Here is a 23,954-nt window from a genome sequence, read left to right on the forward strand (position 1 = left end):
GGTGTCAGGGTGTGAACCATGAGATCGACGGCTGTGGCAGGGGAGGCGGGCGAGGCGCCCGGTGCGTCTGTGGTGCTGGCTGCGGTTCGGTCGACTCGGTCGGGGCTGAGGTCTGCGGCCACCAGCACCGATCTCGCTGCTCTGGGTAACACCGAGCGCGTGGATCTCCTGCGGGAGCTGGAGGAGCTGGCCGGGTCGGTCGCGGCGGTGCAGGCGCGGCTGTCGGCAGATCTGGATGCCTCGATCCGTGCGGAGCGGGCAGGGGTGGGAATCCCACCCGAGCAGCAGGGTGCCGCGGTGGCGGCGCAGGTGGCGCTGGCCCGCCGGGTCTCGCCGGTGCGCGGCAGCCAGTACCTCGGAATGGGCAAGGCGCTCGTGAACGAGATGCCGCACACGATGGCGGCGCTGGCAGGCGGTGCGCTGAGCGAGTGGCGTGCCACCCTGCTGGTGCGTGAGTCCGCATGTCTGAGTGTCGAGGACCGGGCGGCATTCGACGCGGAACTGTGTGCTGATCCCGAGCGGTTCGCCGGGTGGGGAGACAAGCGGTTCGTTGCCGAGGCGCGTGCCCTCACGAATCAGCTGGACCAGGCGGCGTTGGTGCGAAGGGCGGCCAAAGCTGAGGCGGACCGGCGGGTGACGATCCGGCCGGCGCCGGACGTCATGGCTCAGGTCACTGCCATGGTCCCGGTGGCCCAGGGGGTGGCGGTGCACGCGGCCTTGACCCGCCGTGCCCAGGCGCTCCGTGCTCAGGGCGATGAGCGCAGCACTGCCCAGCTCATGGCTGACACGCTGGTGGAACGGGTGACGGGTCAGTCCCGGGCAGACGGGGTACCGATCCAGGTCCACGTGGTGATGAGTGACCGGGCTCTGCTCGATCAGGCCGATGAGGCCTCGTATGTGAATGGGTACGGCACGGTGCCCTCCCGCTGGGCCCGGGACCTCATCGCGCGGGCGAGTGAGCAGGCGGGAGAAGAGCAGACGGGGGACGCTGGGGGGAACCAGCCTGCGACAGGGCCGGGGAGCGTGGATCCGGTGGAGGACAGCGGCGATGAACACCAGGGGAGCCGGCTCGGTGCGTGGATCCGGCGCCTCTTCATCCGGCCCGAGAGTGGAGAACTCGTCGCCATGCAGTCGCGGGCGCGCCGGGCGCCGGCTGGACTGGCGGCATTCATCAGAGCCCGCGACCGCACCTGCCGGATGCCATGGTGCGACGCGCCGATCCGCCACATCGACCACGTCACCGAGCACGCGGCCGGCGGGTCGACAAGCGAGTCGAACCTTCAGGGTCTGTGCGAAGCGTGCAACTACGCCAAATCAGCACGCGGGTGGTCAGCGCGGGCCGAGCACGAACGACGGGACAGCCGCTCAGAGCGGCCGGATGACGGCGATCTGCCAGCGGTTGCGGCGTGCCGCAGCCATCGGGTGCGCACCACCACGCCGACCGGCCATGTCTACTCCTCCCAACCACCCAGGGTGCTGGGACCGCCCCATCCGGCGGGTCATCCGTGGTGGCGGCGCGAGCGGGACGTGCGTGGACCGTTCACGGCCCGTGAGCGTGGACCGACCACGCAGGGAGGAATCGACGACGCACGAGTTGTCGACACCGCCATCTGGACCTCGACGGACCGGCACGCTGCCGCGTACGCGCGCGAGCTCGAGGAGGCGTACGCCGATGCCGGAGATTCAACGGCTATGGGTGCCGGGCGGATCCGACGAGCGCCCCTGGTGGCGTGAAGGAACGCCGGCGGACGAGGCCGAGCGGCGAACCGGCGTGTCGAGCGGGTCACTCTCCGAGCGGGCACACGTCGTGCGGAGTGCGTGGCTTCCCAGACCTCAGTTGTGCCGTAGTACGAGTTCGTCCACCACCCGGCCCCGGTCCGGGGCATAGCCGGTCTCGTCGCCCACGAGGTGGAACCCGTTCCGGCGCAGCACCACCACCGCCGCCTCGTTGTGCCGCGGCACCCGGGCGATCACGGGGCGGTGCGGGATTTCCTGCAGGAAGGCGCCGAGGGCTCGCGTGGTGATCCCGCGCCCCCAGTAGGCCCGGTCGATCCAGAAGGAGACGCGGTGCTCATCCGACTCCGGGCGGCCGCGGATATGACCCACCACGCGGCGCTCGTCATCGTCGTCGATCTCGATCGTGCGCACATCGGCGGTCTCGTCCGCGCGCAGGTGGCGCCAGTGAGCGTTGAACGCTTGCCGTTCGTTCGGGTCCTCGAAGGTGTCGCCGGCGAGGGAGGCTGCCTCGGGGTCGCGGAGCTGGGTGAAGAACGCGTCGAGGTCTGCGTCTTCGACCGGACGCACGTTCACCGTGATCTGGCCCTCACTCATCGGGTCACCTCCCGGGCTCCATGGTAGGCGGGTGTGATCTCTGTCACCAGGGCAAGTCCGCGGGCGGCACGCGACGGGCGCTCGGCCTCCGGCGTGCCGGAACGTCACTGCTCGGAGATCGCCCGGACGACGCTCACGGCTTCTCGTGCGATCTCCCACTCCTCGTTGGTCGGCACCACGAGTACGGTCACGGGCGAGTCGAGTGCGGAGATGGGCGTGATGACGCCTCGCTCGAGCGAGGCGTTGGCCACCGGGTCGAGCACGATTCCCAGGTTCTCCAGATCGCGCAGCGCGCCGGCGCGCACGGGGGCGCTGTTCTCGCCGACACCTGCCGTGAACACCACCGCGTCCACCCGGCCCAGCACGGCCGTGTACGCGCCGATGTACTTACGCAGCCGGTAGCAATAGACGTCGAGTGCGAGCTGGGCGTCGTCGTCGCCGCTCTCGGCAGCGTCCACGACATCGCGCATGTCGTTGCTGCCGGCGAGCCCCAGCAGTCCCGAGCGCCGGTTCATCACCGTGTCGATCTCGTCGATGCTCATCCCCGCGGTGCGGGCGAGGTGGAACACCACCGCAGGATCGATGTCCCCGGTGCGGGTGCCCATCACCAGGCCTTCCAGCGGTGTCAGCCCCATCGAGGTGTCGACCGACCGTCCGTTCGCCACCGCCGTGACCGAGGCGCCGTTGCCGAGGTGGAAGATGATCAGGTTCGCCGCCTCCGGCGCCAACCCGAGCTCACGGGCAGCGGTGCGCGCCACGTACTGATGTGAGGTGCCGTGCGCCCCGTACCGGCGCACGCGGTGAGCCTGGGCGATCTCCCGGTCGAGGGCGTAGGTGGCGGCGTGGGCGGGCATGGTGCGGTGGAAGGCGGTGTCGAAGACCGCCACCTGGGGAAGGTCGCCGAAAGTGGCCTGCGCAGCCCGGATCCCGGCCAGGTTGGGAGGGTTGTGCAGCGGTGCCAGGTCCGAGACGTCCTCGATCGCCGCGACCACCTCGGCGTCGATGCGCACCGAGGCGCTGAACTCCGGTCCTCCCTGCACCACACGGTGCCCGACGGCCATCAGATTGGCGCTCGCGAGCTCGGGGCCGAACGCCTCGAACGATTCCCGCATGGCCGCCATCGCCGCACCATGATCGGGTAGCGGCAACTCGCGTTCGTGCACGTCCTCGCCCACCTCATGGCGCAGGTGCCCCTCGGCACCGGCTTGCCCCACCCGCTCCGCCAACCCTGAGGCGAGCGCCTCACCGGAGGCGGCATCCACCACCTGGTACTTGAGCGAGGAGGAGCCGGCGTTGATGACCAGGACGTGCTGCGCCGTCCTGGGCTCGCCCACGGCCCCCCTCACCCTTCCTCGCCCTGTGCCTGGACGGCGGTGATCGCCACCGTGTTCACGATGTCCTGCACGAGTGCGCCCCGGGAGAGGTCGTTGACCGGCTTGCGCAGACCTTGCAGCACCGGCCCGACGGCAACCGCACCGGCACTGCGCTGAACCGCCTTGTAGGTGTTGTTGCCGGTGTTCAGATCCGGGAAGATCAGCACCGTGGCGCGCCCGGCCACGTCCGAGCCGGGCATCTTCGTGCTCGCCGTGGTGGGGTCCACGGCGGCGTCGTACTGGATCGGTCCCTCGACCACCAGGTCGGGCCGTCGCCGGCGCACCTCGGCCGTCGCGGCCCGCACCTTGTCCACATCGGCGCCGCTTCCGGACTCGCCCGTGGAGTAGGAGAGCATCGCGATCCGCGGCTCCACCCCGAACTGTGCCGCGGTCGCCGCCGAGGAGATCGCGATATCGGCCAGCTGCCCGGCGTCGGGATCCGGGTTCACGGCGCAGTCGCCGTACACGAGCACCCTGTCGGTCAGGCACATGAAGAACACCGAGCTGACGATCGAGACCCCCTCAGCGGTCTTGATCGTCTCGAAGGACGGCTTGATCGTGTGCGCCGTGGTGTGGCGGGCGCCGGAGACCATGCCATCGGCGAGGCCCTCGTAGACCATGAGGGTGCCGAAATAGGACACGTCGGTGACGATCTCGCGGGCGCGTTCGACCGTCATGCCCTTGTGCTCGCGCAGCCCGGCGTAGGTGCGGGCGAACCGTTCCCGCAGCTCGGGATCCTTCGGGGAGAGCACACGAGCCGCCGTCAGGTCCAGGCCCAGCTCACTGGCCCGGGCGCGGATGGTGGCCTCGTCGCCGAGCAGAGTGAGGGCCGCCACCTCGCGCGCCAGCAGCGTGCTCGCCGCCCGCAGGATCCGGTCGTCCTCTCCCTCGGGCAGCACCACGTGCTTGCGGCCGGCGCGGGCGCGTTCGAGCAGCTCATGCTCGAACATCAGGGGCGTCACCACCGTGCTGCGGGGGATGTCGACGGCGTCCATCAGCCGCTCTGAGTCGATCGCTTGCTCGAACGTGGACCGGGCGAGGTCGAGCTTGCGCTGGGAACCGGTAGAGAGCAGCCCCGGTGTCCGGGCGGCGCGGCTGGCGGCTTCGAACGTGCCCAGATCGGTGGTGATGATCGGCAGCCGTTGACGCAGACCGTCCATCAACCGGGTGGTCTGTTCCGACGGAGCGAAGCCGCCATTGAGGATCAGCGCCGCCAGCGACGGGAAGTTCTCGGCGGCGTGTGCCGCGACGAGCGCGAGGATCACCTCGGACCGGTCACCTGGCACGATCACCACGGCACCGTCGGAGAGGCGCTGGAGGATGTGCTCCATCGTCATGCCGCCGACGATCAGTTCCTCGGCCTCGCGGTCGAGCAGTTCATCGTCTCCTGTGATGAGCGTGCCGCCGGTCGCCTGCATCAGATCCCGCACACTCGGCGCTGCCAGCAGCGGCACGTCCGGCATGACCCACGCCGGCACCGGCAGGTCAGCCAGGTCCGCCCTGATCTCCGCGCTGTTCTCCGGCCGGGCTCGGTTCGCGACCACCGCCACCAGCGAGGCGTGCGCTCCGGCCAGCTCAGCCGCCGAGACGTCCACCATCTGGCGCACATCGCTGGCCTCGCGATCGACTGCGGAGACCACGAGGACGACCGCCGAACCGAGGTTCGCGGCCACGCGGGCGTTGAACGCCAGCTCGGTCGGCCCGGCGACATCGGTGTAGTCCGAGCCCACGATCACGACGGCGTCACACCGGTCGGCCACGTGGTGGTAGCGCTGCACGATGGTCGCCAGGGCGCCGTCGGGGTCGGCGTGCACGTCGTCGTAGGAGACGCCGACGCAGTCGTCGTAGCTGAGGTCGACCCCGTCGTGGGCGAGGAGGAGCTCGACGACTGAGTCCTTGTCGGCATCGCCCCGGGTGATCGGACGGAACACCCCGACCCGGCCGACTCGCCGGACGAAGGACTCCAGCAGCCCGAGAGCGACCGAGGACTTCCCGGTATGTCCCTCGGGCGACGTCACGTAGACACTGGTCACCATGAGCCGCTCGTCTCCTGTCTGCTGAACCCCGCTCGTCCCCGCACACGCTACCGGCGCGGGCGGCCTGCGGGGCAGGGCCTTTTGTCCCGGGTGCACACCGGGGCACCGTGCCCCGGTGCGTATTCTGGACAGGTGAGTGGGAGTGAACGCGCCGGTGGGCTGGCGGACTGGATCCGGGCAGCGACCCGTCCGCGACTGTTGGGGATCCTGCTGATCCTGCTCGCCGGGGCCGCGCTGTGCATCCGCCTGGGTGCCTGGCAGTTGGACCGCGCTCAGATCCGGGGCAACCAGGAAGCCGAGGTGGCCGCCTCGGCCCGCGAGAACGGACCGGCGCTGCCGCTGGCGGACGTCCTGGGGCCGGGGGAGGGGCTGACGCAGGAACAGCTCGGCCAGCGGGTCGAGGTTGCCGGCGAGTGGGAGCCGGACCTGCAGGTCTTCGTGGAGGGCCGCGGGTACGAAGGCGAGCTCGGCTACTACGTGCTTTCGGCGCTTCGCGTGAGCGAGGACGACGCGCTGCTGCCGGTGGTGCGCGGATGGGTGCCCAGCACCGACGAGGCGGCGCTCGCGGTTTCCCCGGGTGAAGTCGAGGTGATCGGCTTCCTCGCCGGTCCGGAACATGCTGAACGGGGTATCGACCCTTCAGCCGGCACCGGCGCGATGGTGGAGTCGGTGAGCCCGGCTCAGCTGGTGAACTTCTGGAACGAGCCCACCTACGCGGTGCCGGTGCGGCTCGCGGAGATGCAGCCGGCCGGGCCTGCGGCCGCGACCGTGCCGACCCCGATCGGCCCGCCCGAGATTCCCGACGGCGGCCTGAACGTCCGCAATCTGGCGTATGCGGCGGAGTGGTGGATCTTCGGGGGGTTCGCGCTGGTGCTGTGGTGGCGGATGGTGCGGGATGAGGTGCGTCACCTGCGGCAGGAGCGGGTGGGGTGAGGGTGCTCTAGTGACGCCACAGAACGCTCCCTCACCGGTGAGTGTTGCGGACAGGTCGTGCGGGACGATGGCGTCCTTGCCCGGGGCCGGTTACTGGTCTGGTGCGCCAGTCGTGGTCAGGGTTCGGCTTACGAGACGGTTCGGTGGGGTGCGGGCTCAATTCCTCCGTACTTGCGGATCCGGAGCGTGGCCGGACCGTCTGTCCCGCTGGAGTCGAACGCACCGGATATGGTCGAGCACCAGGCTCGGTGGCGGCAGCAGGCCATCGCCGTGAGTGGCCGCGCTTGATCTGGAATCGAAGGGTGTGGCGTGACAGGAACAGGTTCGTAGACGTGGCAATCACTCCGCAGACCAGCAAGGTCCTGTTCTCCCGCGCGCGTGACCTGTGCGCCTATCCGGCTTGCCATGTCCGGCTCACGTCGGATCAGGTCAATGTCGCTACTGGTGAGTCCAACGCCATCGTCCTGGGAGAACAGGCGCATATTCGGTCGCCCCGGCCGGATGGCCCTAGGTACGACGTGGATTACCCCTCGGAGAAGCTCGACAGCCCTGAGAACGTGATCCTCTTGTGCCCGACCCATCACCGGATGATCGATAAGGATGGTGGCTCGGGATACTCGGTCGACGAGCTCGTGGAGATGAAGCGCCACCACGAGGGGCAACAGCAGCGGCGCTCACGTCTTGAGCAAGTGGTCATGGCGTATCTGGGCGACCGGTACGCCGCAGACGACGCGATCCAGTTCCAGCAGGTCGATCTCAACGCACCGTCCGTCGACGCGCTGTTCGTCGACGTCCCCTTCTCCTGCCGACGAGACTCTCCGCGGGCGGACTTCATTGGCCTGGTGGTGGCCGAGGCTCCGCCTGATCAGGAGGCTCTCGAAGGTGCGGCAGACCTCGCGGTTGCCGGTGCAGCGCAGGCGCTGCTGCACCCGCAGTGGGCTGGGAATGCTCTCATCGTTGGCGGACCAGGCCAGGGAAAGTCGACGCTGCTGCAGTATCTCTGCCAGTTCCATCGAGCCAAGCGCCTCGGGCACGACACCTACACGGGTGAGGCGCAGTCGTTGGTGCGAGTGACCGCGACTCCCAGAGTCCCAATCCGGATCGACCTGAGGAAGTACGCGCAGTGGGCGTACTCGGCACGCGGGGAGAGTAACGGCCGGACCAAGAAGAAGAGGAAGCGGGGAACGGCCAAGACCGACCCGCGTACCCTTGAGCAGTACATTGCTGCCGATATCGCTATGAGGAGCGGCGGCCATGAGTTCAGCGTGGCGGACCTAGCCGTCCTTGTCGCCACCGACGCTGTCTTGATCGCCTTCGATGGTCTCGACGAGGTTGCCAACCCGTCCCACAGGGATCTCGTGGGAGCCGAGATCGTGCAGGCTGAGGCCCGGCTCCGGTCGGATGCAGCTGACCTCGTCGTCCTGGTCGCCACGCGACCTGGTGGCACGACCTCTCGTCTGTGGTCCGCCGCTGAGTTCCCCAGATTTGACCTGCGCAGGCTGTCCCAAGGGCTCAGGCTGCAGTACCTGCAGCGGTGGTGCGCGGTGAGTCAGCTGAGCCCCGACCAGACGGATCGGCTCCAGCGGACGTTCCTCGAGCACCAGCACGTGGTCCACATCCGCGAGCTTGCCTCACAACCGATGCAGCTGGCGATCCTTCTCCATCTTCTCTACCGACGGCAGCTCCTCCCGCAACAGCGCACCGAGCTGTACCGGGAGTACCTGATGACGTTCCTCGACCGTGAGCAGACCGAAGGCAAGGAGCCGTTGCTCGCCGAGCGGCGCCCCGTCATCGAGGAGGTGCACGCATACCTCGGATGGCTGCTCCAGAGCCTTGCCGAAAGCCGAACGACCGCCGGGTCGATCGCACGCGATGCCCTGAGGACAGAACTGCGGGCGCACTTCGAGGACGACGAGGACGGACAAAGGCTCGCTCGGGAGCTGTTCTCGGCGTTCGTGTCCCGCGTCCTCTGTCTCGTCGAGCGCGATCCAGGTTACTTCCAGTTCGAGGTCCAGTCCCTCAGGGAGTATTTCGCCGCGCTGCACATCTTCGACAACGCCCCGCCGAGGGGCGTCGGGAACACGCGCGACGACTGCCTCAACGAACTCCTCATCCGGCCGTACTGGTCCAACGTCTGCAGGTTCTTTGTCGGCATGCTTTCCAAGGGCGAGGTCCGCGCTCTTGTGGCGAACCTGCGCAATGCGCAGCAGCGCGTCCCCGGGCTGCCTATGGTGCGCTCTGCTGCAGCGCTCTTTCTCGACGACCGCATCTATGAGGTCCAGCCGTCGTCGACTATCCGTGAGGTCGTCGACCTCATCCTCGAGGGACCCGGTGTTGTGCTGGCCGAGGACGGCCTTCTTGACACCAGCGGCGCGGCCCTTGCCCTGAGTGAGAAGGCCGGCAGATCGCAGGCGGTCGATCACCTCATGGAACGCATGATGGTCGAGACCGACCCTGGTGTTCGACGTTCGGCTGCGGCCAGCTTGCTCCGGCACGTAGGCGACGAGGTCGACCTCGCTGGCTGGTGGTGGGGTGAACACCGGAGCGATGCAACGTGGATCGAGAGCGCCGCAGACCTCTTCCTGTTCGCTGAGGTTCGCACTGACCAACGTCGGCCGCTCTGCGACGCGATCCGCGGGTACACCTCGGACACCACGTGGGCGACTGAACTTCTTGTGCGCGGAGGGTATGTCGATGGCGACGACCGCCTGCTCGCCGTTGTCGTGGACGAGTTGAACGACGGGGCTTGGGGTGCCGTTCACGACCTGGGTGACGGCGACCTTGGCAAGATCATCAGCGCCGCGGCTGGTGCGCTCGCTCGGGTGCGACGCAAGCCCGCTCTGGGCGAGCGCACCCGACGGGCCCGGACCCGCCAGCGGACAGGCAGCAACGTTTCGGTCGTTTTGGGAGCCGGCGACACCGTTCCTGCCGTGCCGCCTGACGCGTCGTCGTCAGGCGAATGGAGCGAGAGGCTGGCACGCATCTCGTCGGCCTGGGGCGACGGATGGGTGCTCTGGCAGGCGGTTGCGACGACACCGCGCGAGATCGACTTGAACGCGATGGCAGTCGTCATTTCCGCGCGAGACGCCGTCCTCGCACGGGTGCTCAACCGGGTCGCGGACCTCCGTCAACATCTTGACGACCCCGGGTGGTGGACTGACTGGCACGGCTCCTGCTCGTCCGAGAAGGAGCGCCGCTTCTGGGGCGCCTGCATGATCGCCTCAGCGCGCAGCTCCGTCATCGTCGCCCTCAGTGACCAGCTCGGCTCGGCCGTCGATGCGATGGCTCCTAAGCACTACGAAGCCCTCCGCGCAGAGCTGACCGAACTTGGGCGAAGCGTCGGTCCTCTCGATCTCACCGACGACCTTCGACTTCGGCAGGCTGACCTCACACCTCGGCTCCTGTGGCTCCTTCGCCACGTCTCCACAGAGCGAACGCGAAGACAGATCGACAACCGCCTAGCGGTCGATCCCACTGCTGTCCTGCACCGCGCCGTAGGCGACTATCGCGAGTTCGCCCGGGTCGTCGGCTCAGTACGGACGCTCAAAGTGGACACGCTCCGAGGAGCGCGCGCAGTGCTACCCACCGGTGGATGGGCAAGCGACATCAAGCTCGGGTCAATGCGAGCAAAGATTGCGAGCGAGATCGTCGCCGATCCCGCGCAATGGCCTGCCGACATCGTCCAGCGTGCCATTGACCAACTCGCTGCCGGGTTCGCCAGGTCAACCCCGCCCCTTGCCGAAGTCGCCGAGCACGACCGTTGGTTCCGAGCCGACAAACTATGAATCCGAGGGCGGTTGGTCAGCCGCGTGACTGAACCGGCGACTGCTGCCAGTCTCCAGCGTACCCAGTGCGGTTCAAACCTTCAACCGACGAACCGACGTGTTGCGCTCGACCTTGGAAAGTGCCCTGTCATGCGTGCTCTTGGGCCTTCAACGAGCCCAAGCTTTCCGCACCATACGGGCGATTCCGTCTACCTGCCCATCCGTGTCGACCCACCAGTTTGAAGCGCCGAGGTGAAGTACGCGGAGCCAGCAAAGTTTCCCTCTATTCTGTCCCGCTTGATGACCAATTGCTTTGAACGAGATCCGACAAACGACGTTCGAGTTCTTGCAGGTCGTCGGGCTTCGCCGCAGCGCCATCTGCCAATCCTCGTCTGAGAACAGAACTGATGGTTGCTTGTTTAGAGAAGTAGCCGAGCTTGTTTACCACTGAATTAAGGGCCAGTTTCGGATCTACCAGCTGCCGCGAGTCCGACTCCCAACGCCCATTAATCTCCGATTCAACTTCGCGCCTGACGTCGTCAAAAGTTTCAGCGGCGCGGCTATAGATCGCGGAGCGTGTCCTTAGCCACTGCCTGCCGTGTTCTTTTCCTTGGGGGGCGTCCTGCTCGCGCTTAGCGCGCGCCAGAACCCTATCGTTGGCAGTCGTGCTGATGACCTCGCCGCGCAGTTCTTGGACCGCAGACTCTAAAGCTTCTCGTACTCTGCTCTCCTCCAAATCCCACCCGACGGCTCTATAGGCGGAAGATATCAGGTTTTCGCTTAGGTATACGCTCTCCAGGTCTCGTCCTTGCCACACAAATAGTTGAGGGTGCCTCATTGTGAGTTCAGCGACCTCTTCGGCGGTACGCAGGTCTCGATCGATTACGCAAATCCATTTTACCCAGGAGCCGAGCGAAGTCAGAGTATCGCAGTATTTTAGCGCTCGATTAACGCCGCCCGCTTTTACGATCCGGACTCGACTTGAGATCAAAGGGAAAACTGAGCTAATGAATTCTTCATCCGAGCGACCCTCAACGACTACTAGCGCGTCAACCCCCAGTAGTTCAGGCACGCTGACGCCGAGCTCGCTGAGTATGTCAAAGTTGGCGTCTTCCTTCGCCCAGCGCAACTGGGTCTCGCCGGACGCGTGCGGCTTATCTAATACGAGAACCCCTGTCCCAGCAGCGGCTGCGATCGCTCCTGCCGCGTGGGAAACTACAAATATCTGTGCCTCTGGTGCTAGCTCGACCATCGAGGCCATGAGGGGTGCAACGAGTGTTGGATGGAGATGTTGCTCAGGCTCGTCGATCAGTAGAATTCCGCCTTGGGTTGCTACGCGTCGAACGTAGAAGAGCAGGGAGAGCATTGCGCGCTCGCCACTACTTAAGTCGTTGACTGAGTGTCTTTCTCCGTCGGCCAGCGTGGCCTCGAAACGCGCGGTCGATCCGACGGCGACCGAGGGAGCAACGATTTTCTTGCCGGTCGCCGTTTCGAAGACTCTGACGACGCGCTGAAGTTCTCCTCCCGCGATTTTCTCCCTAGTGGCAAGTAGATCTAGGTAGTCCAGCGCGGTCAGTTGACTCGAGACCGTGGGAGTTAGGAGAGGCTCTCCGCGCGAGAGGGCTCGATCGATGCCTTCTTCTCGCGAGCGACGAACTCGCTCCGGGTCCAAGGAGTCAAGTTCGAGTACCCCATGCCCGTTGGCCTGCACCGCTCGCACCGCTGGTAGGAAGCTGAGATCGACGAAAGGGTGGGAATCCCGGAAGTCCTCGTCGTTGAGAAGCGTCCACGCCCATTCATCGCCGACGAAGTGGAATTCGTTCTTGCTTCCCTTGACGCTTAGCTGGGCGCGATTGGTTACCTCCCCTGCGTGGGGTGACCTGCGCGCAGCCAGCCAGTCGGCGGCAGCCTGTAGTTCGGCCTCGTCGAAAACCACCGTCACCGAGGCTTCAAATTCTGAACCCCATGGGCCGACTGGATTATTCATCGGGCCGCGGTTTGTTAAAACTAGCGTCATCGCCTCGAGGAGCAATGACTTGCCCGTCCCATTCCGACCGGTCACGGTCAACACCGATTGCTGAGCGAGGCCGTGCAGTTCGGCACGACGAATCCCGCCATAGTTGGCTATGCGCACTTTGTCTATTCGCATCGTTCTTCGCCCTTTCCTCCGGTGGACTGTAGACTAGAAGGTACATGAACCGAGCGACTCTTTGGGGGAAGGGCAGTGCCTTCACGGGGCTCCGTGACGCCCTGGCCGATATGTCGGTCACGGTCGGCCGCTCAGATGTAGTTCGTGGACTGCAGGCCGGGGAGACTGGGTGTGTATTGCCCTCGCCAGTGAGCAGAGGTGGCGGCGCGTTCGTTGGTAGGTGAGGAACTGCCAGCAGGGGCACTCGGATGCGGCGAGCGCGGCGACGTGTTCCATGACGACGACGCGGGTCGCTCGAAATTCAGGCTTCGGCGATGGTGGAGATGGGTTGCGTTGGAGAAATTGTGTTCGTGTTTGGTTGGTCTGCTCAGGTCGACCTCGCTACGCGGGCGCAAGTGTTGGAGACGTTCGTTCACTCAGCAAGGGCGCGATCTTCACGTTCGCTGCGCTTGACGGACGCCTGCGCTGCGATGTGCATCGGGCCGGAGGTACTGTCGTTGGTGCTCGTCGGCTCTCGGCCGATGCAACGACGGTTCCTGTCACCCGGGACGCCACCGGTACAGTCCACTGGAAACGCGGTTCCGAAGGATCTGCGGCTGTGGGCCGGGCCGTAGCGGCGGGATGGGACGACCTAGCAGTTTACATCCGCAAGTGGCGATGAGCCCTGAACGCCGACGACGGCCACTGCCGCGCGGCCTACGTCGTCGAGGGTGCTGGCTCTACGCAGTAATTCCGACCCCACTACCACGTGGCGACGAACTCGCTTGCAACCTCCTGCACCTGGCCGGCTACGCCGTCGGCGTGCTCGTCCACCACCTCAGCAAGCGCCGCCTCCACCTCCGCCGGCTGCTGCGGATCTACGTCAGCGAGCCCGGGCAGGTCCGACCCCACGACAGCCTCCGCCCAGCTCGCACGGGCCGCCTCCGTCTCTCCGCCCTCGCTCGCCAGCGCCTCCGCCGCCTCGATCGTTGCGGCACACACCGCCTCCAACTCGGGCAGTGGGCACTGCACCCGCAACGACTCGGCGATCCTGTGGTTCGCCTCAGCCGCATCGCCCTCGGCCCGGGCGGTCAGCAGCGTCGGCACGGTCCCGCAGTAGCGGCGCACGGTGGAGAGCGGCGCCGTGAGCCCGGCGCGCAGCCCGGCCAGGGCCGCCTGATCGGCCTCGAACTGCTCGCTCTCCTGCGCCGTCGGCTCCACCTCGGCTGGCGCGGCCGGCGGCCCGGGCGCGAACTCCACCTGGTCGCCGTAGGCGGTGAGCGTGGTGCACGCGGCGTTCATGGCGTCCGCATCCGCCGCCTCAGCGGCACCGCCGGCCCAGACCGGGCTCAGCCACGTGGCCGGACCGGGGGAGAGGTCGACCTCCTCGGGAGTTGCGAGCGCCGTCGTCTGCTCGGACTCCCAGGCGCGCAGGTCCGCGTGCCAGGCCTCGAGCGCGACGGTGCGTTCGCCGTCGGAGCGCTGGGAGAGCGCCACAGCGATGACCACGGCAACCACCACCACGGCGGCGGTGACGATCAGGACACGACGGGAGGGCACACGCTCACCGTAGCCGCGCGCGGCTCCTCAGCCCTGCCGCCCGGGTGAGAGACTGGGGGCATGACCGAACCGGAGGCCACGGACGAGGGCAGCACCACCGACGCGCAGGACATGCGCGACCGCGGCGCATTCACGCGCTACCGGATCATGGCGTTCATCACCGGCGGGATGCTCCTGCTGCTGTGCCTGGAGATGCTGCTGAAGTACGTGGTGCAGGTCAATGGGGTGAACGCCGACGGCAGCGCGCGCCCGGTGATCGGATCCTGGGTGGCCTTCGTGCACGGCTGGATCTACGTCGTCTACGCCGTGACGGTCTTCGACCTGTGGAGCCGGATGCGGTGGGGCTTCGGCCGGATCGTCCTCCTCATTGCCGGTGGCGTGATCCCGGTGCTCTCCTTCGTGATGGAGCAGAAGGCCGGCCGGTGGGTCACCGAAACGCTGCAGGCGCGCCAGAGCGCGAGTTGAGTCCTCTGCCGAACCTCGGCCACTGACGCCGCTGCGGAGGTTCGAGCGGGCCCGTGGGGCCACTATCCTTCTCGGGTGAGTGCCGCCACTGATCCTGCCCTGCCCCGGCCCGTCCTTGTCGTCGACTTCGGCGCCCAGTACGCCCAGCTGATCGCCCGCCGTGTGCGCGAGGCGGACGTGTTCTCCGCGATCGTGCCCCACACCATGCCGGTGGCGGACATGCTCGCCAAGGACCCGGCCGCGATCATCCTCTCCGGCGGGCCCGCCTCGGTCTATGCCGACGGCGCGCCGGCGGTGGACCCGGCGTTGTTCGAGGCCGGGGTGCCGGTGCTCGGCATCTGCTACGGATTCCAGGCGATGGCGCGGGCGCTCGGCGGCACCGTCGCCCACACGGGCACCCGCGAGTACGGCGGCACGACCGTCACGGTGGACGAGGCAGGAACGCTGCTGCACGGCTCGCCACAAGCACAGACCACGTGGATGAGCCACGGCGACGCGGTGCACGAGGCCCCGGACGGCTTCGACGTGCTCGCCACCTCGCCCGGATCGCCCGTGGCCGCCTTCGAGGACCACCAGCGCCGGCTCTACGGGATGCAGTGGCACCCCGAGGTCAAGCACTCCGAGCGAGGGCAGCAGGCGCTGGAGAACTTCCTCTACCGGGCCGCCGGCCTCGAGGCCTCGTGGACGGCGGGCAACGTGATCGCCGATCAGGTGGCAGCGATCCGTGCCCAGGTCGGGGATGCCAAGGTCATCTGCGGTCTGTCCGGCGGCGTGGACTCCTCCGTGGCTGCCGCCCTCGTGCAGCGGGCGATCGGTGACCAGCTCACCTGCGTCTTCGTCGACCACGGGCTCCTGCGCAGCGGTGAGGCCGAGCAGGTCGAAGAGGACTTCGTCGCGGCCACCGGGGTGAACCTCAAGGTGGTGGATGCCTCCGAGCGGTTCCTCAGTGCTCTGGCGGGGGTTTCGGACCCCGAGACCAAGCGCAAGATCATCGGCCGGGAGTTCATCCGGGTGTTCGAGCAGGCGGCGCGTGAGGTGGTCGAGGAGGCCCACCAGTCCGGTGGTGACGGTGGCGAGGTGCGCTTCCTCGTCCAGGGAACGCTGTATCCGGACGTGGTGGAGTCCGGCGGCGGCGAGGGTGCGGCCAATATCAAGTCCCACCACAATGTCGGCGGCTTGCCTGACGATCTGCAGTTCGAGCTGATCGAGCCCCTGCGCACCCTGTTCAAGGACGAGGTCCGTGCCGTCGGGCTCGAGCTGGGGGTACCGGAGGCGATCGTCTGGCGTCAGCCGTTCCCCGGCCCGGGTCTGGGCATCCGGATCGTCGGTGACGTGACCGCGGACCGGTTGGAGACACTGCGCGCGGCCGACGCCATCGCCCGGGCCGAGTTGACCGCCGCCGGGCTGGACCGGGAGATCTGGCAGTGCCCGGTGGTCCTGCTCGCCGACGTTCGTTCGGTGGGGGTGCAGGGCGACGGCCGCACCTACGGTCACCCGATCGTGCTGCGCCCGGTCTCCTCGGAGGATGCGATGACGGCGGACTGGACCCGCGTGCCCTTCGACGTGCTCGCGCGCATCTCCACCCGCATCACCAACGAGGTCGCCGAGGTCAACCGGGTGGTGCTGGACGTGACCAGCAAGCCGCCGGGCACCATCGAGTGGGAGTGAACGTCCCGGCGGCATGAGCTGACGAGCGGAGGGAGCGCATCGTGCGTATCGTCCACATCTCCGACTGCTACGCCCCGCGCGTGGGCGGCATCGAGAGTCAGGTGGAGGATCTGGCGGCGCACCAGGTCCAGCGTGGCCACGCCGTGCACGTGCTCACCGCCACGGCGGCCGAGCCTGGCTCGGACTCCGCCGTGGGCCGCTACCGCGAGTCGGTGACCCAGGCCTCCGGGGTGCGCCTGCACCGGATGGCCTCACCGGTGACCTTCGGCCTGCCCGTCCACCCACGCGGACGTGCCCTCGTGCGGCGTGCCCTGCAGGTGCTGGATCCGGACGTGGTGCACGTGCACGCAGGCGTCGTCTCACCGTTCGCCTACGACGGCGCCCGTGCAGCACGGGCACTCGGCCTGCCGGTGGCCCTCACCTGGCACTGCATGCTCGACGGCGTGGAGCCCCTCCTCGCACTGGGATCCCGGGCCATGGGCTGGCGGCAGGCTCCGGTTGCGCTGAGCGCCGTCAGCGGGGTGGCGGCCGAACGTGTGGCCGCAGCGCTGGGCCGCACGGACGTCAGCGTGGTGCCGAACGGACTGGACCTGACGCCGTGGCGAGCGGTGGCCGCCCGGGGCGAGCGGCCGCCGTCGGGGATCGGACCGTTGCGGGTGGTGGCCACGCAACGGCTGGCGCCGCGCAAACGTGCCGTGCCACTGGTGCGCACCGTGATCGAGGCTGCCGAGCGGCTCGGGCCCGACGGCGCAGGTCGCCCGCGCATCCATCTCACCGTGGCCGGGGGTGGGCCCGCCGAGCACGGGGTGCGCACCGAGGTGGCGTCGGCGGGGGCCGAGGAGGTGGTGACGGTCCTCGGCCGCGTCCCGCGGCCGACGCTGCCGACCCTGTACCGGGACCAGGACGTCTTCCTCACCTCATCCACGCTGGAGGCGTTCGGGATCGCTGCGCTGGAAGCACGCGCTGCAGGCCTGGCCGTCGTGGCGCAGGCAGGGACCGGGGTGAGCGAGTTCGTCCGGGATGGACGCGAGGGGCACCTCGTCCGCGGGGACGAGGCGGCCACGCAGGCGCTGGTGCGGCTCGCCGAGGATCGGGAGCTGCTGGCTGGGATCCGGCGGCACAACAGTTCCGAACCGCCGCCGATGTCCTGGGAAGACGTCATCGGGCGGGCCGAGCGGGTCTACGCACGAGCCCGGGAGGCGGTGGGCCTCCCGGGCTCGGGATGAGGATGCGGCCGTCCCGATCCGTCAGCTCTTGGGCCGTCAGCTCGTGGGCCGTTAGTTCTTCGGGCGGCCACGTGCGGCGGAGACGAGCGCCCCTACTAGCAGGGTCGCTCCCGCGATCGCCAGGATCCCGATGAACACAGTGGCCGGGTCGAGTCGTGCACCCAGGCCGATCGCGATCACCACCGCTCCGAGCAGGATCAGCACCAGACCCCACACGACGGTGCGCAGGCGCGTGCCTTCCCGGGCGGGCTCCGGCGCCGCGGCGCCGTTGTACTCGACAGTGCTGGTGGATGACATTGGAACGGTCTCCTCGCGATCGACATTCTGGTTCATGAGGTACTCCTGGGGGCGTGCGCCCTGCTGCTCGGCATTCATCGGAGTGTCCGGGCCGGTGTTCATGACCGCTCCTCGATCACGATCTCGCCGAATCCGAGATCGACCTCCAGCCGCAGGGGCTCGACACCCTCCGGCGACTCGGACTCCGGTGAGTTCAGGGTGATCTCCCGGTTCCCGCCGAAGCGCCAGCCGTAGTCCAGCTCACCGTCAACGGTCTGGGCGGACCGGCCCTCGACCTGCGCCGTCCAGCCGTCGAGGTTCCGGGTGCTGATCTCACCGGTGACTGAGGTCTCGATGCTGATCGGCATGCCCTCCGGTACCTGGACGATGATCTGGCCCGCACCCATCTCGACCTCCACCGGATCGGCGACCGTGACCCCCTCGAGATCACGGAGGTCGACCCGGAGCGCACCGCCTGCCAACTCGTCGAAGCCGTCGGCAGCCTCGGACGCGGTGCCCGGGCGCCACGTCTCGTCGCTGTAGGCGGTGGAGTCGTTCCAGTCGAAACGGTGCACGACGTCCGCCGAATGCACCAGTGCCATCGGGACGGCGACCAGGGCCACCAGGGTCCCCAGCACCCCGAGGCTGCCGGAGCGGCGTCCCATCAATCCGGCGAGCACTGCGCCGAGACCGAAGAGCGTGACGGCGGAACCCAGCGCGAGTAGTTCCACGCTCCAGCCGCTGCCGGAGATGGCACCAGCCCACGGATCGATCCACGCACTGCTGAGGCCGGTGTAGTCGGCCGCGAGCAGGAGGGCGATCACGAGCAGGACCAGACCGAGGGTGACGCGGACGAGGGTGGCTCCGGGCCCGGGAATGCGCGGTTTCGGCGGTGGCGGAGGGGTAGGGGCCGGTTGGGGAGTGGGCGGTTGCGGCGGACCGGCCGGCGGGATTGGCGGGGTTGGCGGGATCGACTCAGTGGTGCCACCGGGGCCGCCCGGGTGCTGAGACTGCGCGGTGGCGTCGTCGTGGGTGGTGCTCATGGTGTCGGTTGGATCGCTCTCGGTCGAATCGCTCTGGTGGGCTTCATCGTTGTGGCGGGACTCGGCCGGGTCACCCGGATCGCCGGTGCCGGAGGAACTCTCCTGCAGTGGTTCGGCTGGTTCCTCGTGTGGCTGCCCCGTCGTGCTGTCGGTCATAGCGCCGGCTTCGGACGCGCTGCCCTCGGACGCGCTGCCGGAGAGCGGCCCATCGACCGTCGCAGGTGCAGGGACCGCCCGGCTGCCTGCGGCCGCGAACGGGACGGTCAGGGCTGACGATGGCTGGTTGTCCGGGGCAGTGGCGGGCGGCGGGCCGCTCTCCGGCGGGGGAGGAGGCGAGCCTGCGCCGTCATGCGATGGGCCGGTGGCCCCACCCGCGGGCGCTGGCGAATCCGCCTCCCCGGCTGCCCCTGTCTGGCCGGCACGGCGGCCCTGCTGGATGGCGAGCACCACGACGGCGGCCAGGGCGATCAGTGCGATCAGCCCGACGCTGAACGCCAGCCCATCCCAGCCGCCCCACCAGAAGCCGGCCCGGGAGAAGCCGATGATCACCATCACGATCGCACCAGCGAGCGCGGCGTCGAAGCGCCCGCGGAAGGCCTCCTGCAGGTGGATCCTGGCGTCGGACCGCTCGGGCAGGAGCGCCCAGGCCAGGCCGTACAGCAGCAGGCCCAGTCCTCCGAACAGCGTCACCAGGAGCAGAGCCCCACGCACGATCAGTGGGTCGACGCCGAGCCTGTGGGCCAGGCCCGCGGCCACACCACCGATCCAGCGGTCATCGGTGCGGGCGACGCCGATGCGTCGCAGCGAGTCGAAGAAGCTGTCCGCTGCCTGTGGAGGCGGCGGGGCAGAGAAGTTCGAAGTCATGACCACGAGTCAACTCCTCCGCGGCTTCGGGCGGTATCGGGGGACACCCTGAACGACCCCTGAATCGGCCAGGCCCGGACCGGGGCGCGACCCTGATCCGCCCCTGAGGTGCTGCTCCGAGAGCGTCTGTGAGCGCCGCCGCGTGCCACGATGTTGCTGTGACCCAGGCCGAGACTCCGAGGACGCACCGTGGTGCGGTGCCGCTGCGACGACCTGTCCAGGGCCGGCTCCTGCTCGGGGTGAGCGCCGGACTGGCGCAGCACCTGGCCGTGCCCGTGACCGCCGTCCGGTGGTTCTTCGTGATCCTCACACTGCTGTTCGGTGCCGGGGCCGTGCTCTATGCCTGGTTCGCGCTCACGGTGCCAGGCGGGGACCCGCAGGAGGCGGCGGCGCAGGCCCGGCCCACCAGGTTGACCCGGCTGGTGCCGCGGCTGCGTGCGGCGACGGCCAGCACCCGCGGGTCCGACCTGGTGATCGGTGCCGCCCTCCTGCTCGTGGCGGCGCTGCTGCTGGCCAGCCAGGTGCAGGACTGGTTCGGTGGCGCCTGGCTGCTGCCGGTGGTCGTGCTGGTAGCCGGCGCCGCGCTGGCGTGGAGCCAGATCGAAGTGACGGAGCGGCAGCGTCGCACCGGGCAGCCGGTGCGCCGGATGTCGGTGCTGCTCCGCGTCGGTGGAGGAGTGGCGCTGGCGCTGCTGGGCGTAGTGATCTTCGTGGCCCGCGGCAAGCCGCTCGGTGACGTGGTCAACGGTGTGCTGGCTGGGTTGGCCATCCTGGCCGGCACGGCCTTCGTGCTCGCGCCACTGGGCCTGCGGTTGTGGCGCGACCTGGTGGCTGAGCGAGCCGCGCGGGCCCGTGAGTCCGAGCGCGCCGACATCGCCGCGCATCTGCACGACTCGGTGCTGCAGACCCTGTCGCTGATCCGCGCCCGGGCGGATGATCCGGCGTTCGTGCGCCGGATGGCGCGGGGGCAGGAACGCGAGCTGCGGGACTGGTTGTATGCGGACCGGCCTGAGCCCGGGGAGTCGATCGCGCAGGTGCTGCGCGAGGCCGCCGGTGAGGTGGAGGACCACCACGGCGCCGAGATCGATGTGGTGACGGCGGGGGACGCCGTGCCTGACTCAGGCACGGCTCCGCTCGTGGCTGCGGCGAAGGAAGCGATGGTCAACGCCGTGGTGCACGGAGACCCGCCGGTCTCGATCTACGTCGAGGTCGGGGAGAAGGCGACCGAGGTGTACGTCCGTGATCGCGGGGACGGGTTCGACGTCGACTCGGTGAGCGAGGACCGGCACGGGGTGCGGCACTCGATCTTCGGACGCATGCAGCGGCACGGTGGTAGCGCGGACATTCGCAGCGATAGCACCAGGGGCACGGAGGTGCGCCTGCGGATGCCCCATCAGGAGCGAGAAGACCCAGGGCGAGAATACTCAGGCAGCAATGATCCGGGCAGTAGCGATCCGGGTACAGGAGGGACAGCATGAGCTTGCGGGTAGTTCTGGTCGATGACCATCGGATGGTGCGCGTCGGGGTCCGCAGCGAGCTGGCCGAGGACCTCGTGGTGGTCGGCGAGGCTGCCGATGTGCCCTCGGCCGTGGCCACGGTGCACGAGCAGCGACCGGACGTGGTGCTGCTCGACGTGCACCTGCCCGGCGGTGAGGGCGGAGGGGGCGCCGAGGTGCTCCGCCAGTGCTCCGATCTGCTGGGCGATGTGCGGTTCCTGGCGCTATCGGTCTCGGATGCCGCGGAGGATGTGGTCTCGGTGATCCGGGCCGGTGCGCGGGGATACGTCACGAAGGCGATCGCCGGGAGTGATCTCTCGGACGCCATCCGCCGCGTGGCAGGCGGGGACGCCGTCTTCTCGCCACGACTCGCGGGATTCGTGCTCGATGCTTTCGGTACTGCGGCCACCGATGTGGCCGTCGCCGATGACGAGCTCGACCGGCTCTCCGCCCGGGAGCAGGAGGTGATGCGCCTCATCGCCCGGGGTTTCACCTACCGCGAGGTGGCAAGTGAACTGTTCATCTCGATCAAGACGGTCGAGACGCACGTCTCGGCCGTGCTGCGCAAACTTCAGCTGAGCTCGCGGCACGAGCTCACCCGGTGGGCGGCGGTGCGGCGGCTGCTCTGAGGGACCACGGCGCTCAAGCGATGGGGTGGTGCTTGCACTCGATCTGAGCAGATAAGGTGAGCCTATCCAAAGTTTGGGAGGTCTCGATGTCTGCTCCTGCTGTCCGGCTGCGACTCATCGCTGCCGTTGCCGGCACTGTTGCTGCTCTTGTCTTGTCTGCGTGTGGCGGGGGCGGGGCTGAGGCCTTGCCTGAGGGCGGCGGTCAGCAGGAGACGCGCACGGTGGACCATGCGCTGGGCACTGCGGAGATTCCCACCGATCCACAGCGTGTGGTCCTGATGAACTCAGCCGGATTGGACATCATGATCGCGTTGGGCATCGATCCCGTGGGTGCCGCTTTGTGGGGCGGAATCAGTGAGCTCCCGGACTATGTGAGTACGCATCTGCCTGACGACTTCACCGTGGTGGGAACGTCCACAGAGCCGAACCTTGAGGCAGTTGCAGCACTTGAACCCGATCTCATCATCGGCATCGACAACATCGTCAGCGACAATCTGAGTGTTCTCGAGGGCATCGCCCCCACTGTCGCCTACCACCGGCGAGATGAGCAGGGCGTGGCGCTCGGCTGGACCGAGCACATCAACGAACTCGGTGAGATTCTCGACCGCGCAGATGAGGCGGACCAGCGCATCGCGGCATTCGAGGACCGGGTAGCCGACGTTGATGCGCACCTTGCCGACAGCGGTGAGACCATCGCGATGCTACGGGCACGACCCGAGGAAGTGCGCTTCTACGACACCACCAGCACACTGAGCTCCAACGTTCTCCAGAGTCTGCAGCACGTCACCCTGGTCGACCCGCCGTTCGGTGAGCCAGTCGAGGGTGGCGCCGCTCCGTGGCGGGTCATCTCGACGGAGATGCTGACCGACGTCCCCAGCGACTGGATCTATGTCGTGCCCGATAGTGAGGTCGATCTGGAGGCGTTGCGTTCCCAGCCCCTGTGGGAGCAGGTCCCAGCAGTTCAGGAGGGTCAGGTCTGTGTGGCCGAGGAGTTCGCGGCATGGTTCCAGCCCGGTCCGCTGGCTGCCGAGATCGTGGCCGACGAAGTCGAGGCCTGCCTGACCGCGGGTTGATACTCGCGCGCATACATTGGGTAAGGTGAGCCTATCCAAATTTCATGGGAGGTGTCTGTGTCTGCTTCTGCTGTCCGGCTGCGCGGCGTCGCTGGTGTTGTCGCTGCTGCGTTCCTCTTGTCTGCCTGTGGTGGAGGCGGAGCGGATGCCTCGTCTGACGGCGGTGATCAGCCGGAGATACGCACGGTCGAGCATGCACTGGGCACGACCGAGATCCCGGCCGATCCGCAGCGGGTGGTCACGACGGGATCAGCAGAGCTGGGCCACATGATCTCCCTGGGGCTCACTCCTGTGGCTTCCACTCTGTTCGGCGGATTCAGTGAGTTACCGGACTACGTGAGTGCGCATCTTCCTGATGACTTCACTACTGTCGGCACGCCTCGAGAGCCGAATCTCGAGGCGATTGCAGCACTCGAACCAGACCTGATCGTCGGTGTCGACTTCATCGTCAGCGACAATCTGAGCGCCTTCGAGGCCATTGCCCCAACGATCGCCTACCACGGGTTCGATGAGCAAGGGCAAGCGACCGGATGGACTGGGCACATCACCGAACTTGGTGAGTTCCTCGATCGTGAGGCGGAGGCGGAACAGAACATCGCAGACTTCGAGGATCGTGTGGCCAGCGTCGACGCACACGTTCCCGACAGTGGTGAGACCATCGCGTTGCTACGGGCACGACCCGAGGAACTGCGGTTCTACAACACGTCCAGCACGTTGAGTTCGTCGGTGATCCAGCACCTGCAGCACCTCACCCTCGTCGACCCCACGTTCGGTGAGGAGGCTGAGAGTGGGTCTGCATGGTCGGTGATCTCCACCGAGACTCTGACCGAGATCTCCAGCGACTGGATCTACATCGTGCCCGATAGCGAGGCCGACCTGGAGGCGTTGCGTTCCCAGCCCCTGTGGGAGCGAGTCCCTGCCGTACAAGAAGGTCAGGTGTGTGTGGCCGAGGAGTTCGCGGCATGGTTCGAGGGCGGGCTGCTGGCTGCCGAGATCGTTGCCGACGAAGTCGAGGCCTGCCTGACCGCGGACTGACCCGGCCCCAACTCGTTCATGCGCTCGTTCGAGCGCCATACCAGTACGTGAAAG

The 23,954-nt window shown here is 67.9% G+C and carries 17 protein-coding genes; 10 read left to right on the forward strand and 7 right to left on the reverse strand.

What is annotated here, in order from left to right; genetic code table 11:
• Positions 1-18: 18 nt before the first annotated feature.
• The gene (locus FV560_RS10440) at positions 19-1,734 is read left to right on the forward strand and encodes an HNH endonuclease (RefSeq protein ID WP_159621472.1); all 1,716 of its coding nucleotides are present in this window, start codon (positions 19-21) and stop codon (positions 1,732-1,734) included.
• Between the two features lie 99 nt (positions 1,735-1,833).
• Here FV560_RS10440 and FV560_RS10445 read toward each other — a convergent pair whose 3' ends face one another.
• The 3 genes from FV560_RS10445 to pta all read right to left on the reverse strand — a co-directional run bounded on the left by FV560_RS10445 (position 1,834) and on the right by pta (position 5,740).
• Positions 1,834-2,331 (reverse strand): GNAT family N-acetyltransferase, encoded by a 498-nt coding sequence (locus FV560_RS10445; RefSeq protein WP_200837604.1) that lies wholly within the window; start codon positions 2,329-2,331, stop codon positions 1,834-1,836.
• Between the two features lie 104 nt (positions 2,332-2,435).
• On the reverse strand, positions 2,436-3,665 hold the full coding sequence (locus tag FV560_RS10450) for an acetate kinase (RefSeq protein ID WP_159621473.1): 1,230 nt from the start codon (positions 3,663-3,665) through the stop codon (positions 2,436-2,438).
• 8 nt (positions 3,666-3,673) lie between these two features.
• On the reverse strand, positions 3,674-5,740 hold the full coding sequence (gene pta, locus FV560_RS10455; protein WP_159621474.1) for a phosphate acetyltransferase: 2,067 nt from the start codon (positions 5,738-5,740) through the stop codon (positions 3,674-3,676).
• A gap of 132 nt (positions 5,741-5,872) precedes the next feature.
• On the opposite strand from pta, the gene FV560_RS10460 reads away from it, so the two are divergent.
• Entirely contained in the window at positions 5,873-6,673 is an 801-nt protein-coding gene (locus FV560_RS10460) for an SURF1 family protein (protein ID WP_159621475.1), read from the forward strand.
• Between the two features lie 332 nt (positions 6,674-7,005).
• Positions 7,006-10,458 (forward strand): HNH endonuclease, encoded by a 3,453-nt coding sequence (locus FV560_RS10465; protein WP_159621476.1) that lies wholly within the window; start codon positions 7,006-7,008, stop codon positions 10,456-10,458.
• A 262-nt stretch (positions 10,459-10,720) separates the two neighbouring features.
• Here FV560_RS10465 and FV560_RS10470 read toward each other — a convergent pair whose 3' ends face one another.
• Positions 10,721-12,571, reverse strand: coding sequence for an AAA family ATPase (locus FV560_RS10470; RefSeq protein ID WP_159621477.1), 1,851 nt, complete (start codon positions 12,569-12,571; stop codon positions 10,721-10,723).
• A 756-nt stretch (positions 12,572-13,327) separates the two neighbouring features.
• Positions 13,328-14,125, reverse strand: coding sequence for a hypothetical protein (locus tag FV560_RS10475; RefSeq protein ID WP_159621478.1), 798 nt, complete (start codon positions 14,123-14,125; stop codon positions 13,328-13,330).
• Positions 14,126-14,185: 60 nt separating this feature from the next.
• Here FV560_RS10475 and FV560_RS10480 point away from each other — a divergent pair, with 60 nt between their 5' ends.
• From FV560_RS10480 to FV560_RS10490, 3 genes are all read left to right on the forward strand, one after another.
• Positions 14,186-14,590, forward strand: coding sequence for a DUF3817 domain-containing protein (locus FV560_RS10480; RefSeq protein ID WP_159621479.1), 405 nt, complete (start codon positions 14,186-14,188; stop codon positions 14,588-14,590).
• 75 nt (positions 14,591-14,665) lie between these two features.
• Complete coding sequence (gene guaA / locus FV560_RS10485) at positions 14,666-16,258, forward strand: glutamine-hydrolyzing GMP synthase (protein WP_159621480.1); 1,593 nt, start codon at positions 14,666-14,668, stop codon at positions 16,256-16,258.
• A 41-nt stretch (positions 16,259-16,299) separates the two neighbouring features.
• Positions 16,300-17,484: a glycosyltransferase gene (locus FV560_RS10490; RefSeq protein ID WP_159621481.1), complete on the forward strand. Its 1,185-nt coding sequence runs from the start codon at positions 16,300-16,302 to the stop codon at positions 17,482-17,484.
• 51 nt (positions 17,485-17,535) lie between these two features.
• On the opposite strand, the gene FV560_RS10495 is transcribed toward FV560_RS10490, so the two are convergent.
• Both FV560_RS10495 and FV560_RS20115 read right to left on the reverse strand, forming a co-directional pair.
• Positions 17,536-17,883: a hypothetical protein gene (locus tag FV560_RS10495; protein ID WP_159621482.1), complete on the reverse strand. Its 348-nt coding sequence runs from the start codon at positions 17,881-17,883 to the stop codon at positions 17,536-17,538.
• On the reverse strand, positions 17,880-19,667 hold the full coding sequence (locus tag FV560_RS20115; RefSeq protein ID WP_200837605.1) for a PspC domain-containing protein: 1,788 nt from the start codon (positions 19,665-19,667) through the stop codon (positions 17,880-17,882). The genes FV560_RS10495 and FV560_RS20115 overlap by 4 nt, the downstream gene beginning before the upstream one ends.
• Before the next feature lie 197 nt (positions 19,668-19,864).
• Here FV560_RS20115 and FV560_RS10505 point away from each other — a divergent pair, with 197 nt between their 5' ends.
• The 4 genes from FV560_RS10505 to FV560_RS10520 all read left to right on the forward strand — a co-directional run bounded on the left by FV560_RS10505 (position 19,865) and on the right by FV560_RS10520 (position 23,900).
• Complete coding sequence (locus FV560_RS10505; RefSeq protein ID WP_235020056.1) at positions 19,865-21,145, forward strand: ATP-binding protein; 1,281 nt, start codon at positions 19,865-19,867, stop codon at positions 21,143-21,145.
• Complete coding sequence (locus FV560_RS10510) at positions 21,142-21,792, forward strand: response regulator (RefSeq protein ID WP_159621483.1); 651 nt, start codon at positions 21,142-21,144, stop codon at positions 21,790-21,792. Before FV560_RS10505 ends, FV560_RS10510 begins: the two co-directional genes overlap by 4 nt.
• An 86-nt stretch (positions 21,793-21,878) precedes the next feature.
• Positions 21,879-22,865, forward strand: coding sequence for an ABC transporter substrate-binding protein (locus FV560_RS10515; protein ID WP_159621484.1), 987 nt, complete (start codon positions 21,879-21,881; stop codon positions 22,863-22,865).
• A gap of 57 nt (positions 22,866-22,922) precedes the next feature.
• The gene (locus FV560_RS10520) at positions 22,923-23,900 is read left to right on the forward strand and encodes an ABC transporter substrate-binding protein (RefSeq protein WP_159621485.1); all 978 of its coding nucleotides are present in this window, start codon (positions 22,923-22,925) and stop codon (positions 23,898-23,900) included.
• Positions 23,901-23,954 lie beyond the last annotated feature (54 nt).

This window comes from Ruania rhizosphaerae (genome assembly GCF_009805705.1).
Taxonomy (GTDB): domain Bacteria; phylum Actinomycetota; class Actinomycetes; order Actinomycetales; family Beutenbergiaceae; genus Ruania; species Ruania rhizosphaerae.